The sequence below is a fragment of the Aeromonas cavernicola genome, from assembly GCF_002795305.1.
GTDB classification, from domain to species: Bacteria; Pseudomonadota; Gammaproteobacteria; order Enterobacterales; family Aeromonadaceae; genus Aeromonas; species Aeromonas cavernicola.
The window spans coordinates 1-14985 of the sequence record NZ_PGGC01000185.1 but is presented as its reverse complement, the minus strand read 5'-3'; the positions used below and the strand labels follow the sequence as shown (position 1 = coordinate 14985).

Annotated in this window: 12 protein-coding genes and 1 pseudogene; 10 read left to right on the top strand and 3 right to left on the bottom strand. The window is 58.0% G+C overall.

Annotated elements, in window-relative coordinates; all coding sequences use genetic code 11:
• The 6 genes and pseudogenes from CUC53_RS16800 to CUC53_RS16770 form a co-directional block, all read left to right on the top strand.
• Nucleotides 1-468: pseudogene (locus tag CUC53_RS16800) on the top strand (pseudouridine synthase); the annotation flags it as partial.
• Nucleotides 465-959, top strand: a complete 495-nt coding sequence (locus CUC53_RS16795; RefSeq protein ID WP_420808073.1) for an NUDIX hydrolase — start codon at nucleotides 465-467, stop codon at nucleotides 957-959. The pseudogene CUC53_RS16800 and the gene CUC53_RS16795, both read left to right, overlap by 4 nt.
• Before the next feature lie 249 nt (nucleotides 960-1208).
• On the top strand, nucleotides 1209-2315 hold the full coding sequence (gene mnmA / locus CUC53_RS16790; protein ID WP_100295192.1) for a tRNA 2-thiouridine(34) synthase MnmA: 1107 nt from the start codon (nucleotides 1209-1211) through the stop codon (nucleotides 2313-2315).
• A gap of 181 nt (nucleotides 2316-2496) precedes the next feature.
• Nucleotides 2497-3111 carry a high frequency lysogenization protein HflD gene (gene hflD, locus CUC53_RS16785; RefSeq protein WP_100295191.1) on the top strand — a complete coding sequence of 205 codons (615 nt, stop codon included), beginning with the start codon at nucleotides 2497-2499 and terminating at the stop codon, nucleotides 3109-3111.
• 137 nt (nucleotides 3112-3248) lie between these two features.
• The gene (purB, locus tag CUC53_RS16780; RefSeq protein WP_100295190.1) at nucleotides 3249-4619 is read left to right on the top strand and encodes an adenylosuccinate lyase; all 1371 of its coding nucleotides are present in this window, start codon (nucleotides 3249-3251) and stop codon (nucleotides 4617-4619) included.
• 165 nt (nucleotides 4620-4784) lie between these two features.
• Nucleotides 4785-5915 carry a ribosomal protein uL16 3-hydroxylase gene (locus tag CUC53_RS16770; RefSeq protein WP_100295188.1) on the top strand — a complete coding sequence of 377 codons (1131 nt, stop codon included), beginning with the start codon at nucleotides 4785-4787 and terminating at the stop codon, nucleotides 5913-5915.
• Between the two features lie 102 nt (nucleotides 5916-6017).
• Here the strand turns inward: CUC53_RS16770 and CUC53_RS16765 are convergent, their stop codons facing one another.
• A complete protein-coding gene (locus tag CUC53_RS16765; protein WP_100295187.1) occupies nucleotides 6018-6758 on the bottom strand; it encodes a phosphatase in 741 nt (246 codons plus the stop codon).
• A gap of 478 nt (nucleotides 6759-7236) precedes the next feature.
• Between CUC53_RS16765 and psrA the strand changes: the two genes are divergently transcribed.
• The 4 genes from psrA (at nucleotide 7237) to pgl (ending at nucleotide 12087) form a co-directional block, all read left to right on the top strand.
• Nucleotides 7237-7890, top strand: coding sequence for a TetR family transcriptional repressor PsrA (gene psrA, locus CUC53_RS16760; RefSeq protein ID WP_100295186.1), 654 nt, complete (start codon nucleotides 7237-7239; stop codon nucleotides 7888-7890).
• A 44-nt stretch (nucleotides 7891-7934) separates the two neighbouring features.
• Complete coding sequence (locus CUC53_RS16755) at nucleotides 7935-10259, top strand: acyl-CoA dehydrogenase (RefSeq protein ID WP_100295185.1); 2325 nt, start codon at nucleotides 7935-7937, stop codon at nucleotides 10257-10259.
• A gap of 150 nt (nucleotides 10260-10409) precedes the next feature.
• Complete coding sequence (gene ruvC / locus CUC53_RS16750) at nucleotides 10410-10931, top strand: crossover junction endodeoxyribonuclease RuvC (RefSeq protein WP_100295184.1); 522 nt, start codon at nucleotides 10410-10412, stop codon at nucleotides 10929-10931.
• Between the two features lie 106 nt (nucleotides 10932-11037).
• Nucleotides 11038-12087, top strand: a complete 1050-nt coding sequence (pgl, locus tag CUC53_RS16745; RefSeq protein ID WP_100295183.1) for a 6-phosphogluconolactonase — start codon at nucleotides 11038-11040, stop codon at nucleotides 12085-12087.
• An 83-nt stretch (nucleotides 12088-12170) separates the two neighbouring features.
• Here pgl and CUC53_RS16740 read toward each other — a convergent pair whose 3' ends face one another.
• Both CUC53_RS16740 and maeA read right to left on the bottom strand, forming a co-directional pair.
• Nucleotides 12171-13409 carry a uracil-xanthine permease family protein gene (locus CUC53_RS16740; RefSeq protein WP_167386785.1) on the bottom strand — a complete coding sequence of 413 codons (1239 nt, stop codon included), beginning with the start codon at nucleotides 13407-13409 and terminating at the stop codon, nucleotides 12171-12173.
• Between the two features lie 359 nt (nucleotides 13410-13768).
• A partial coding sequence (maeA, locus tag CUC53_RS16735) for an oxaloacetate-decarboxylating malate dehydrogenase (protein ID WP_100295181.1) occupies nucleotides 13769-14985 on the bottom strand: 1217 nt, incomplete at its 5' end.

Below are 14985 nucleotides of genomic sequence, written 5' to 3'. Positions count from 1 at the left end.
GTGTGGCCGCGTCATCCGCCGATCCGAACGCGCAAGGCGATCCCCACCTGCTGGCTGGAGATCAACATCATCGAGGGACGCAACCGGCAGGTACGGCGGATGACTGCCCATATCGGTCACCCCACCCTGCGCCTTATTCGCTACGCCATCGGTGAGTGGACGTTGGAGGGGTTGGCCCCCGGTGAGAGCCGCAGCCTGCCCGCCCCTGAGCTGACGCAGCGCTCCCGCAGTCGGCCGCGTTCCTCGTCATCGGGTTCGGGCGCTCATCGCGCTAAATCGGCTAAACCAGCAGGAGAGGCAGCACGACAGGCAAGCCAGCCGAAACGGGACCAGCGTCCTCGCAGCACTCACCCAACGGCGAGTTCAAGCCTAAACCCGACGGGGAGCAAACCCCGCAGCAGCGGCCGCAGTACGGCACGCCGACCGGCCCGCCCAGGCCATCCCAACCGCAACGACAAGGAGTCATGATGAGCAATCCGGCAGAGCACACCAGCACCAGCCATAGCCGCATGGAGGCGCGCCTGACAGTCGCCGCCATCGTCCACTGGCAGGGCCGTTTTTTACTGGTGGAAGAGGAGATAAAAGGCCAGCGCCGCTTTAACCAGCCCGCCGGCCATGTAGAGCTGGGTGAAGATCTGCTGGCGGCCGCTTGCCGTGAGCTGAAAGAGGAGACGGGGCTGACTGCCCCCCCCACCGCCTGGCTTGGCACCTATCTGTTTAAACCGGCAGATAGCGCGGCAACGTTTGTGCGCACCGCCATCATCTTCGACCTTGAAAAAGCGCCCGGTCAACACCATCCAGACGATCCTGACGGCGATGTACTGGCCTGCCACTGGCTCACTCTGGAAGAAATAGCGGAATGTAAATCGGCCCTGCGCAGCCCCTTGGTCTGGCAGTGCCTTGAGGATTATCTGGCCGGTACGCGGCTACCCTTATCCGCCCTGAAAGCCTTTATATAAGCGGATCCGCTGGCTGGCTTTATACCCGACCAGCGCCCCCGCCACGGGATCACTCTCGTCGCGCCAGCGGGCCATCTCATGGCGATTTGGCTGGCAGGTTTATGGCTGATTTACGGATTATGGGGTCGGGTAAGAAAAACGATTGCCTACCACAGGGCTCCTGATGGAAACAGCGGTAGGGATATGTGACCGAGGGCGTGAGATTCTGATAGAATGCGCCCCGTTTAAACGAACGGGTAATTTCGACTAATGACAGACAACAGCCAAATCAAGGTGATCGTCGGCATGTCCGGCGGCGTGGATTCTTCCGTCTCGGCCTACCTGCTCCAGCAGCAGGGTTATCAGGTCGAAGGCTTGTTCATGAAGAACTGGGAAGAAGACGACACGGACGAGTATTGCTCTGCCGCCCAGGATTTGGCTGATGCCAAGGCCGTCTGCGACAAGCTGGGGATGAAGCTCCACACCATCAACTTCGCCGCCGAGTACTGGGACAATGTGTTCGAGCACTTCCTCGAAGAGTACAAGGCTGGCCGCACGCCCAACCCCGATATCCTGTGCAACAAGGAGATCAAGTTCAAGGCGTTCCTCGAATTTGCCGCCGAAGAGCTGGGTGCCACCTACATCGCTACCGGCCACTATGTGCGCCGTGACGACAGCAGCGGCCGGCCGCGCCTGCTGCGCGGTCTCGATACCAACAAGGATCAGAGCTACTTCCTCTATACCCTGAGCGAAAAGCAGGTAGGTCAGAGCCTGTTCCCGGTTGGCGATCTGGAGAAGCCCGAGGTGCGCCGCATCGCCGAGCAGCTGGATCTCATCACCGCCAAGAAGAAAGACTCCACCGGCATCTGCTTTATCGGCGAGCGTAAGTTCAAAGACTTTCTAGCCAAGTTCCTGCCAGCCCAGCCCGGGCCTATCGAAACCGTGGATGGCAAGGTGATCGGCACCCATCAGGGCCTGATGTACCACACCCTGGGCCAGCGCAAGGGGCTTGGTATCGGCGGCATGAAAGATGCCACCGAAGAGGCGTGGTATGTGGTCGACAAAGAGGTCGAGCGCAACACCCTAGTGGTGGCGCAGGGCGAGCATCCCCGCCTCTACTCCGATGGCCTGATCGCCAGCCAATTGCACTGGGTGGATCGCACCCCGATCCGCGCGCCGCGCCGGGCTACCGTCAAGACCCGCTACCGCCAGCAAGATATCCCCTGCCTGATCCAGCCCATCGACGATGAGACCATCCGGGTTATCTTCGACGAGCAGCAGGCGGCAGTGACCCCGGGCCAATCCGCCGTCTTCTACGACGGGGAAGCGTGTCTGGGTGGCGGCATCATTGAACAACGTTTCAGCCATCCGGTTTGAATCATTAACAAAAGGCAGCAGACGTGAGCAACGAATACCAAGGCCGGATCATGGCCTGCTGCGGCAACCGCCTGCCCATGAACAACACAAGGCCGTGAAAATATGAACGACAAATTGCAAGGTCGGATCATGGCCTGCTGCCCCATCAGCCAGAGCATGAACAACACAGGGCCGTGAAGATATGAGCGATAAATTCCAAGACCGAACCATGGCCTTTGCTGGCATCTGCCAAGCGGCCTATCTGGTGCAAAAAGTAGCCCGTGACGGCAGCTGTGATGAGGCCGCCCTGCGCGAGAGCCTCTCTAGTGTGTTGGTCACTAACCCCAGCCAGCCCCTTGAGGTATTCAACAACACCCATCTGGCCATTCGCGACGGCTACCGTGCGCTGGTCGAGCAGCTGGGGGCCGACGGCAGCCAAAAGAATGCCGAGCTGACCCGTTACGTGGTGAGCCTGATTGCGCTGGAGCGCAAGCTGGCCAAGCGCAAGGACATTCTCAACATGCTGAGTGAGCGGATCAGCCAGATTGGCCGCCAGCAACAGCATTTTGATCTGCTCGACGAGCAGATTTTGGCCAACATGGCGAGCATCTACAGCGAGCTCATCAGCCCCATCGGGCCACGCATTCAGGTGGCGGGCACCCCGCTGTTCCTGCAACAGTCGCTGGTGCAGCACAAGGTGCGCGCTCTGCTGCTGGCGGGCATTCGCGCGGTGGTGCTGTGGCGCCAGCTCGGAGGCAGCCGCACCCAGATCATCTTCGCCCGTAAGAAGATGGTCGAGCTGGCCAAGCGTTACTAATTAACGTTATTTATCATTGGCTTGTGTGCAGGTAGCGGGCCAACAACAAGGTGAACAGCCAAACACCCACCTTGATAAAGCCCGATCCGCGCGCAAGTGGATACGGATCCCCCACCCCATCATCAGGAGTTCACCCCATGGAGCTGTCCGCGCTGACTGCTGTTTCCCCGATTGACGGTCGTTATGGCGACAAGGCCGATGCCCTGCGTCCTCTCTTCTCCGAATTCGGCCTGCTGCGTTTTCGCGTCGAAGTCGAGGTGCGCTGGTTGCAAAAACTGGCCAGCCACGCTGGTATTCCAGAAGTCCCCGCCCTGAGCGCGGCCGCCAATGCCCTGCTCGATGGCATCGTCAGCAACTTCAACGAGAGCGACGCCGCCCGCATCAAACAGATCGAGCGCACCACCAACCATGATGTGAAAGCGGTGGAGTACTTCCTCAAAGAGAAAGTCGAAGTGAACCCTGAGCTGGCGGCGGTCAGTGAGTTCATCCACTTCGCCTGCACCTCGGAAGACATCAACAACAACTCCCACGGTCTGATGCTGAAAACCGCCCGCGAAGAGGTGATCAAGCCCTATTGCGAGAAGCTTATCAGCGAGCTCAAGCGGCTGGCCGTTGAGTACCGTGACATGCCGCTGCTGTCGCGCACCCACGGCCAGCCGGCGACCCCGAGCACCATGGGCAAGGAGATGGCCAACGTCGCCTACCGGCTGGAGCGCCAGTACCAGCAGATCATGGCGGTGGAGATCCTCGGCAAGATCAACGGCGCAGTCGGCAACTACAACGCCCACCTCAGCGCCTACCCGGACGTGGACTGGCACCAGTTCTCCGAGGAGTTCGTCACTTCTCTGGGCCTGACCTGGAACCCCTACACCACCCAGATCGAGCCGCACGACTACATCGCCGAGCTGTTCGACGCCATGGCCCGCTTCAACACCATCCTGATCGATTTTGACCGCGATGTGTGGGGTTATATTTCACTGGGTCACTTCAAGCAGCGCACCATCGCCGGTGAAATCGGCTCCTCCACCATGCCGCACAAGGTCAACCCCATCGACTTCGAAAACTCCGAAGGCAACTTAGGGTTGGCCAACGCGGTGTTCCAGCACTTGGCCGCTAAGCTGCCCATCTCCCGCTGGCAGCGTGATCTCACCGACAGCACAGTGCTGCGCAACCTGGGTGTGGCAGTCGGCTATTCGCTTATTGCCTATCAGGCGACCCTCAAGGGGATCGCCAAGCTGGAAGCCAACGACGCCGCCATGGCCGCCGATCTGGATGCCAACTGGGAAGTGCTGGCCGAGCCGATCCAGACCGTGATGCGCCGCTACGGGATCGAGAAGCCCTACGAGAAGCTCAAAGAGCTGACCCGTGGTCGCCGCGTCGATGCCGACGGGATGCGTACCTTTATCGACTCCTTGGCGTTGCCGGACGCGGTCAAGGTTGAGCTGAAAAAACTCACCCCTGCCAACTACATTGGCGACGCCCAGCGTCTAGTTGATCTGCTGAAATAAGCAGATAAATGACACGAGCGGGGCCCTGTGCATGATCTGTAACAGGGCCCCGGTTATTTTATCTGGCACCCTATACCCCGTTTGCAAGAGGGCTTGCCCGAGACTGGCAGCCGCCTCTGGCAAGACCTCTATTAACCGTTGTCGCTCCCTTTGACGAGAAGATCTATGTACCAACTCAATCTGGATATCGCTCATTTTCTTGAGCACTACTGGCAGAAGCGCCCGCTCCTTATCAAAGGCGGTTTTACCGACTTTCAGGATCCCATCAGCCCGGACGAGCTGGCGGGTCTGGCGATGGAAGAAGTGATTGAATCGCGTCTGGTCACCCGTTTCGACGGCAAGTGGGAGGCAGCCCACGGCCCCTTTGAATCTTACGACCAGCTGGGCGAAGAGAACTGGACCGTGCTGGTGCAGGCTTGCAACCACTGGGCCCCCGAGGTCAACGAGCTGGCGCTGCCATTCCAGTTCATTCCGGGCTGGCGCTTTGATGACGTGATGGTGAGCTTCTCTACCCCGCATGGCGGGGTGGGCCCCCACATCGACAACTACGATGTGTTCATCACTCAGGGGCTGGGCAAGCGCCACTGGCGGGTTGGCGATGCCACGCCGCGAAGCGAGTTTGCCGCCCACGCCGCACTGCTGCACTGCGAGCCGTTCGAGGCGATCATCGACGTCATCATGGAGCCTGGCGACATCCTCTACATTCCGCCCGGATTCCCCCACGAAGGCTACGCCATCGAGCCTTCCATGAACTTCTCGGTGGGTTTTCGCGCGCCGGATGCCAAGGCGCTGATCTCCTCCTTTGCCGATCACCTGATCGACAACGAGCTGCGTACCGAGCGTTACGGTGATGCTGACCTCAAGCCCCGTGCCCGCCACGGCGAGATCCAGCCCCATGAGCTGCACCGTCTGCGCGAGCTGATGCAGCAGGCCCTCGATGATGAGACCCTGTTCAAGGAGTGGTTCGGCACCATGATCTCCGAGGCCAAGCACGATCTGGACGTCAATCCGGTCGAGCAGGACTACAGCGCCGAGGAGGTGGCCGACCTGCTGACTCAGGGCGAACCGGCTATCAAGGTGCCGGGCCTGCGCACCGTCTGGTTCAGCGGCGAGAGCCAGCAGTGCTATATCGATGGCGAAGCCTGGACCCTGCCAAGCGAAGATGCGGCCGCCATTTCCCTGCTGTGTGACCAAGACATCATCACTCAAGCCGATATGGTGGAGCTGGCCGATCAGGCTGGTTTCCTCCAGCTGCTGACCCGTCTGGTCAACCGGGGTTATTGGTTTTTTCACTGAGCCACAGGGTTAAGCCAACAAAAAAGCGCCTGATGGCGCTTTTTTGTTGGAAGGCTGTTTATCAGATGACAGTTGTCGGATTGATCCTAACCGCTGCGCCGCTCAGAGCCCCACAAACTCAGGGATATGGGCACGACCACGGCTTTCGAGAAAATCGAGTAAAGCCCGAGGTGAACGCACCAATATCCGCTCTGGTGGGAAACCAACCTCGGTTACCAACCGATGGCAGTGCTCAACATCGCCAAGGGTAAACGCCACATGAGAGTCTGAGCCAAAGGTGAGGTAAGCCCCCAGATCACGCGCCGCTTCCACAATGGCGCGGCAGTTACTTTCGCTACCGGCGCGGGAGTGGCTAAAGGAGGAGTTGTTGAGCTCCAGCGCGACTCGGTATTCAGCCGCTGCCTTGACCACCGCCTGAATATCGATAGGAAACGCCGGATTACCCGGGTGGCTTAGCATATCAACGCGGCCACTCTTAATCGCGTTGATCATCGCTTGGGTATGGGTTGCCTTATCACATGGCGGAAATACCGGCTCGTGAAAGCCAGCCATGATCATGTCGAGGCGAGATTCGTAGCGCTCGGGGAAGTCAATTTCGCCATCGATGTTTTTAATGTTGGCCTCAATTCCCCGCAAGATACCGACCCCGTCAATCACCCGAGGCAACACATGCAGATTGACAAAATGCCAGTAGTGCGGGGCATCTGCCATCTCTGGGCCATGATCCGTGGTGGCGAACAGCCGAATCCCTTTGGCTTTGGCTATCGGCAGATAATCATGAATCGTGCTGTACGCATGAGTGCTGGCAACGGTATGGGTGTGGGTATCGACCGGGTACTTCATCTTATTTTCCCTTCTGACGTGAGATGGCAGCATAACAAAGTGGATGAGCAAGGGCCATGTCACCCCCTGCCATACCTTGTCACAAAATGACGAGAACCTGACATAGTATCGGATGGGTCAAATGGCATACTGCCGCCATCGATGAATACCTGAACTCGCATCGATAGCTTGCCATCAGGATGATGCAAGCTCCCTTTCCCCACCGTCGCCCCCTGCGACGGTTTTTTTTGCTTAACCCCCCCTATCGCGGCCATAGCGCAGACACACAGACAAAAAAACGCCCAACAAGCAGAACGCGAGTTGGGCAAGACTTAATGCTTAATTGCAGTGGCATAGATATAGAGTCCCCCATTGCTACTTAGTTCCCTGTTGCTCGGGATTTTTTCAAAAAACATTTTCATAACATTTCCCCCACATATTCTTGACACCCCTAATGATGAAACGTAGTTTTTAAACATTCGTTTAAGTGAGGTGTCCTGTGAGTAAAATTGATACCAAAAACCGTATTCTTGACGCCGCCGAAGTGCTGTTTGCCGAACGGGGATTTGCCGATACCTCTTTGCGCCTTATCACCAGTGAAGCCAAGGTCAATTTGGCCTCAGTGAACTACCACTTCGGCTCCAAGAAAGAGCTGATCCAAGCCGTGCTCGACCGTTATCTCAGCCTGTTTATGCCCAACTTAGATGCCAAACTGCATGGGCTGTTAGCCCAAGAGCAGCTTACCTTGCTGACACTATTTGAAAGTTTTGTCGATCCCTTAATGACGCTGGCGGCGGTTCGGCCCAACGGCCCTGCCCTCTTTATGCAGTTGCTTGGGCGCGGCTACATCGACAGCCAAGGCCACCTGCGCCGTTTTATTACCACTCACTATGGCGCTACCTTGCAGCGGATCATCCGAGCTATTTCGAAAGCTAACCCGGCCCTGTCGCCAGCAGACCTGTTTTGGCGGCTGCATTTCACCCTAGGCACGGTGGTGTTTACCATGGCGTCCGCTGATGCCCTGCGCGATATCGCCCAAGCCGATTTTGGTCAGCAACTCGATGTCGAGGGGCTGGTCCGTCACGTGATCCCTTATCTGGCGTCAGGAGTTGGGGCGCCGGTGGAGCCGGACAGGCTCCCCCTAGCCGTGTAACAAGCAACCATCCATGGAAACCGTGTAATAGAAGGAACTTCGGTATGATCACATTGCTTATCCTACTGGTGCTGACGATAGCGGTGGTGCTCGGTGTACCCGCTATCCGTAAAACGGTGGTCACCCGCCCCGTTTTTAGCACCTTTAAAAAGATACTGCCGCCGTTATCGGCCACCGAACGGGAGGCCATGGAGGCGGGCTCGGTCTGGTGGGATGGTGAGTTGTTTCGCGGTAACCCAGACTGGAAAATTCTGCTCGGTTACGGCAAAGCCGAACTGACCGCAGAAGAGCAGGCCTTTCTCGACCATCAGGTCGAAACCCTGCTCGCCATGGTGGATGACTTTAAGATCGTCAGCGAAACCAAGGATCTGCCAGAACCGGTGTGGGACTATCTGAAAAAGGAGGGCTTCTTCTCCCTGATCATCCCAAAATCCTACGGCGGCCGCGAGTTTTCGGCCATCGCCAACTCCACCATTGTCAGCCGCATCGCCACCAAGAGTCTGAGCGTCGCAGTCACGGTGATGGTGCCTAACTCTCTTGGGCCGGGGGAACTTCTGATGCACTACGGCACCCAAGCGCAAAAAGAGGCGTGGCTGCCGGGTTTGGCTAGCGGCAAAGAGGTACCCTGCTTCGCCCTGACCGGCCCTGAAGCGGGCTCCGATGCCAGTGCAATCCCTGACAAAGGGATCGTCTGCAAAGGGGTATACAGGGGGGAAGAGGTGCTCGGCATCCGCCTCAACTGGAATAAGCGCTATATCACCCTGGCCCCGCGCGCCACCGTGCTGGGACTGGCGTTCAAACTCTATGACCCTGAAAAGCTGCTGGGGGAGAAGGAAGAGCTCGGCATCACCTGCGCGCTCATTCCCACCAGCCACCCGGGGGTGCGGGTGGGTGATCGCCACTACCCCATGGGGCTGGCCTTTATGAATGGCCCCACCTTTGGCAAAGATGTATTTATTCCGCTCGACTGGATCATTGGCGGCCCTGATTACGCGGGGCGGGGCTGGCGGATGTTGGTGGAGTGTCTTTCTGCTGGGCGCGGCATCTCGCTACCAGCCCTTGGCACCGCCTGCGGTCACTTGGCCAGCCGCACCGCTGGGGCTTACTCCTATGTGCGCAAACAATTTGGCATGTCTATCGGCAAGTTCGAAGGGATACAAGAGGCACTGGCCCGCATCGGCGGTCTTACCTATCAGTTGGAGGGAGCCCGTCGCATGACGGCAGGCGCGCTTGATCTGGGTCAGGCGCCGGCCATCGTCACCGCGATTTCCAAATACCACATGACCGAAATGGCCCGCCAGCTGATGGATGACTCGATGGACATCCACGCCGGTCGCGCTATTCAACTCGGCCCGAAAAACTACACCGGCTACGCCTACATGGGGATTCCGGTCGCCATCACGGTGGAAGGGGCCAACATCCTGACCCGTAACTTGATGATCTTCGGACAAGGGGCCACCCGCTGCCATCCTTACGTGTTTGCCGAGCTGGAAGCGGCTGCCGATCCAGATATTGAGAGCGGCCTTGAGAAATTTGACGCCCTGCTGATAAAACACCTCGCCTTTGGTGCCGGCAATTTCGCTGGTGCTCTGTTCCAAGGGTTGACCTTGGGCCAGTTCAATAGCACGCCGGTGGCCGGTGAAACCACCCGCTACTACAAACAGCTGTCGCGCATGAGTAAAGGGCTGGCGCTGTGCGCCGACGTCTCCATGCTGATGCTGGGGGGCGAGCTTAAACGCAAGGAGATGATCTCCGCCCGTCTGGGGGACGTGCTGAGCCACCTCTATCTGGCCTCTGCCACCCTCAAACACTACGAGGATCAGGGCCGCATGGTTGATGATCTACCGTTCGTGCAGTACGCGGTGGAGCGTAACCTCTACCTGATTGGCAAGGCATTCGAGGGCTTCTTCCAGAACTTCCCGAACAAGGTAGTAGGGGCGGTGCTGGGGCGGGTCGTGTTCCCGTTTGGTATCGGCTACCAGATGCCGAGCGACGATCGCTGCCACGCCATCTGTCAGGCGATGATGACCCCCGGCGAGCTGCGCGACCGCCTGACGGCACTCTGCTACGTGGGCAAGGATGACGCGGACCCGGTCGGCCTGATGGAGCGGGCCTTCCAAGGGATGGTGGCCGTCTACCCTTACGAGAAGAAGCTGGTGCAAGCGCAAAAAGAGGGCAAACTCCCTCGTAAACTAGCCTTGCCGGAGCTGGTGGCCGCCGCGCTGGCAGGCGCCATTTTGAACAAGGAGGAAGCAGACAAGCTACTGGCGGCCGACGCGCTACGGGCTGAGGCCATTGGGGTAGATAACTTCGCCCCAGGCGAGTTGGGGGAGCAGGCCTTATCAGATCGGGTTAATGACGCAGCGTAGTGAGGCGTTATGGAATAAGAAGGCTCCTTTAGGAGCCTTCTTTATGCCTAGCCTGCCAGATACGCCCATTCGTCTATCACATCTACAGCCAAGCGCGCTGCAGTTTGCTATCTTGGCGGCCATACCTCGCGTTGAGAACCATCACCACCCATGAGCATTATTTTGGGCATCGACCCCGGATCGCGGATCACCGGATATGGGGTTATCCGAGTCATCGGCGGCAAAGCCGAATACCTAGGGTCTGGCTGCATCCGCACCGATTGTGGCGAACTGCCAGAGCGCCTCAAACAGGTTTATGACGGCGTCTGCGAGATCATCACCCAATTCAAACCGACCGAGTTTGCTATCGAACGGGTCTTTATGGCCCGCAACGCAGACTCAGCCTTAAAGCTGGGCCAAGCTCGGGGCAGCGCCATTGTCGCCGCGGTTAACGCCTATCTACCGGTGAGTGAATACTCCGCTACCCAGATCAAACAAGCGGTGGTCGGCACCGGCGGCGCCGCCAAAGAGCAGGTACAACATATGGTGACCCATCTGCTCAAGCTCTCTGCTACTCCGCAGGCGGATGCTGCCGATGCCCTCGGCGTTGCGCTGTGTCACCTGCACACCCGGCAGAGTCTGATTAAAATGGCAGGCCGCGCCAGCAGTTCGGTACGTGGTCGTTATCGTTAGTCGTTCCCCTGTCATGACGTCGCTCTGCTGCCAGCTGAGCGTTACGTCATGGCCGATGCTCGGTCGGGCACAACATTAAGCCGCCATCAAAAACATGAGAGCCACTATGCAGCAAGTCGTGTATGTCGCCAGCCCAGTGAGTCAGCAGATCCATGTCTTCTCTTTATTAGCCAATGGTGACCTGCAACTGCTGCAAACCGTGGCAACCCTTGGCCAAGTGCAGCCCTTGCTATTAAGCCCCAACGGCCAGTGGCTCTATGGGGCGCAGCGTCCTGACTTCGCGGTGGTGAGCTACCGCATCGGCCCTGATGGCCAACTGAAGCAACAAGGCATGGCACCGCTGGCGGGCAGCCCCTCCCACACGGCGATCACCCCCTGCGGCCGCTTTTTGCTGGCCGCCTCTTACGCCTTTAACCATGTGACTGTCTCTGCCATTGATGCCGCAGGCCAAGTGGCACCACCGCATCAACAGTGGGATGGGCTGCAAGCAGCACACTCGGTTACCCTGCTAAGCCGTACCCAGCCAAATGATCAGCAAGAGGTGCTGGTCGCCTGCCTAAAAGAGGATGCGATCCGCCGTTTTTTCCTCACCGAGCAGGGGACGTTACTGCCCCATCCGCGCGGCGCTATTCCCACGGCAGCAGGGGCTGGGCCTCGGCACTTGGCGCTGCATCCCACTCACCGCGATATCTATTGCCTCAACGAGCTCGACTGCACCATCAACCGCTATCAGCGTGAGGATGATGGCCAGATCACGCTGCGGCAACGGCTCCCTATGCTGCCTGCCGGTTATCAGGGGGAGCACTGGGGCGCGGATCTGCATGTCACACCAGATGGCCGTTTTCTCTACAGCAGCGAGCGGGCCAGCAGCCTGCTCACGCTGTTTGCCATTGCCCCGCACGATGGCAACCTGAGCCTGCTCGGCCACTACCCTACCGAGTCGATGCCCCGTGGCTTTGCTATCGATCAGGGGGGGCGTTATCTGCTGGCCGCAGGGCAAACATCGCACCATCTCGCCGTCCACCGGATCAATGAACACACCGGCGAGCTGACCCTGCACGGTCGTTATCCGGTAGGAGAAGGGGCCATGTGGGTGCGAGTGTTGACCCTAGCACCGAGCCCATCGGCCATGGCTCATGGGGGGTCCGCTGTGTAATCCAACCGATGCAGATGCAAGCGACCGGATAAAAAACGCGGCCACCCTGAGGTGGCCGCGTTTTTTATCTAGGGCGAGCGATCTCAATCCTTGGCGACATCCACCAGATTGTCATCGCGATGGGCAGGCAAGATCAGATTGAGCAGGATGGCGGCGACAGAGGCCAAACCGACCCCAGCCAAGGCGAAATCGCCAATCTTCATCTCCAGCGCCCCCACCCCGACCGTCAGGGTCACCGCCACAATGGCGATATTACGGGACACACCGAGATCGACCTTGGATTCCACCAAGGTTTTCAGGCCAATGGCGGCAATCGATCCAAATAACAGCAGCATGATGCCACCCATGACCGGCATCGGGATCGAGGTCAGCAGCGCGTTAAACTTGCCAAAAAAGGCGAGAATAATGGCAAACACTGCCGCCCAGGTCATGGTCACTGGATTAAAGTTACGGGTGATCATCACCGCCCCAGTCACTTCAGCATAAGTGGTCACCGGTGGGCCACCGATAAACCCTGCAAAGCAGACCCCAATACCGTCGCCCGCTAAGGTGCGGTGCAAGCCCGGATTTTTGGTGTAATCCTGACCCGTCACCCCACCAATCGCTAACACCCCACCGATATGTTCGATACAAGGGGCAATGGCCACTGGCAACATGAAGAGGGCGGCAGCCCAGTTGATCTCGGGGGTCGTAAAATGAGGCAGAGCCAGCCAAGGCGCATTGATCATGCCGTCAAAACTCACCTCCCCCATCAGTACCGCCGAGGCATAACCGGCTATTACGCCGCACAGGATAGGGATAAGTTTGATCCACCCCTTACAAAACACCGCCGCGATCAAGGTCACCGCCAGTGAGATCGCCGCCAGCGTCAATGCAGTGGTTGCCGGCACCACTTGCTCGCCACCGGCACGGCCCATTGCCATGTTACAGGCAACCTGAGCCACCGAGAGCCCAATCACCATGATCACCGGACCAATCACCACTGGCGGCAGCAATTTATGGACAAATCCCATGCCCCGCACTCGGATCAAGGCCGCCAAGATGAAATACATAAAACCGGCAGCAAACAGGCCAAACAGGGTGGAAGGGAGCCCCCATGTTTGGGTGGCATAAATAATAGGGGCGATAAACGCAAAGCTGGAGCCGAGAAAAATCGGCACTTGGCGGCGGGTGCACAGTTGGAATAACAGGGTTCCAACGCCAGCGCCAAGCAGGGCCATTGAGGGATTGAGACCGGTGAGCAGAGGCACCAGCACCATGGCACCGAAAGCAACAAACAGAATTTGCAGCCCGGCGACACTTTGCTTGACTAAGGAAAACATGGATGTCCTTAACTTTTTGATAACTGACAGGGATATTTCACACTTTTCAGCCATCACAACAGGCGTTCCAAGGGATGAAGTGTGTCATTTGACATCAACTTTAACCTTGTACTGCTTGATAAGGGCATGAAACTGGCTTTTTAGGCGGGATTCGCTGCGACAAGCATCGAGTACGCAATTTTACGCACTTTTGTAGTGGATACCAAACGTTTTTCCAGCGCTTCTGTATGATCGCCAAGCCAAGATGGCCCTGCCCTGCCGCACACACTGTCCTTGCTGGCCACCAGCAAGCTCATAGCAAAAAGGGGAGCGGCTGCTCCCCCTTACCATCGTCACTCACTCTTGGTGATGATGAGAACTTACACCCGACGATAGGGTAGATAGACCGGCTCCCACATCTGGCTCAAAATATGTTGCTGCAAATCTTGGCCAGTCAATGGATGGGAGGGGTCATTGCGGACGATGTCTTTGAGCACAGCCGTAGCCACATGGAGCGAGATGCTGCGCAGCTCGCTGATCCGCGGATAGACAGCGCCGCTGGCAAGATCCACGTCACTGACACACTCAGCTAATGCAAAGGCTGCCGTCGTGAAAATATCAGCACTCATTTCACTCAACTGACTAACGATGGCCGCCAGCCCCACCCCGGGGAAGATAAAGACGTTATTACCCTGGCCAACCCGATGATCCTGGCCAGCAAAATGGACATCTTTGAAGGGGCTGCCGGTAGCCACGATCGCCTTGCCATTACTCCAGCGATAGATATCTTCCGGCAATGCTTCGCAGTTAGCGGTCGGGTTAGAAAGTGGGAAGACCATCGGGCGATCACAGTGAGTCAGCATTAATTCAATGTGCTGCGCCTGGAAAGCACCACCAGCCCCGCTGGTGCCAAGTAACACGGTGATCGGCACATAGCGCAACACATCCGCCAAACTGGCACGCCCCGCCACTTCCGTGTCCCAGCTTGTCAGCAAGCGCGCAGGCTTAGCATAACGCTGCTTGTATTCATCAAGCCCCTCACGGTTGTCGCAGACTAACCCTTGGGTATCGAGGATATAAATCCGATCTCGCGCCGCTTGCAGGGCCATCCCTTCACGCACCAAACCAGCGCAAATCTGGTCAGCCACCCCGACCCCACCGGCGCCCGCGCCATACACCAGATAGTTTTGCTGGGCCAAACTCTCCCCTTTGAGCTTGACCGCGCCAATGATCCCCGCCAGCACGACCGCCCCAGTGCCCTGAATATCATCGTTAAACGACGGTAACACCTGCTGATAACGGGTCAGGTTGTTAAAGGCATTGGACTTACTGAAATCCTCCCATTGCAACACCGCATTGGGGAAATGACGCTTGACCCCAGCGACAAACTTTTCAATGAAGTCGTCATACTCTTTGCCGCGAATGCGCTTGTGGGGCTGCCCCAGATACATGGGATCATCGAGTAGGGCTTGATTATCGGTCCCCACATCCAGGGCGATGGGCAAGCAGCAGGCAGGGTGGATCCCCGCTCCCAAGGTATAGAGCGAGAGTTTACCAATCGGGATACCCATCCCCCCCACCCCTTGATCGCCAATCC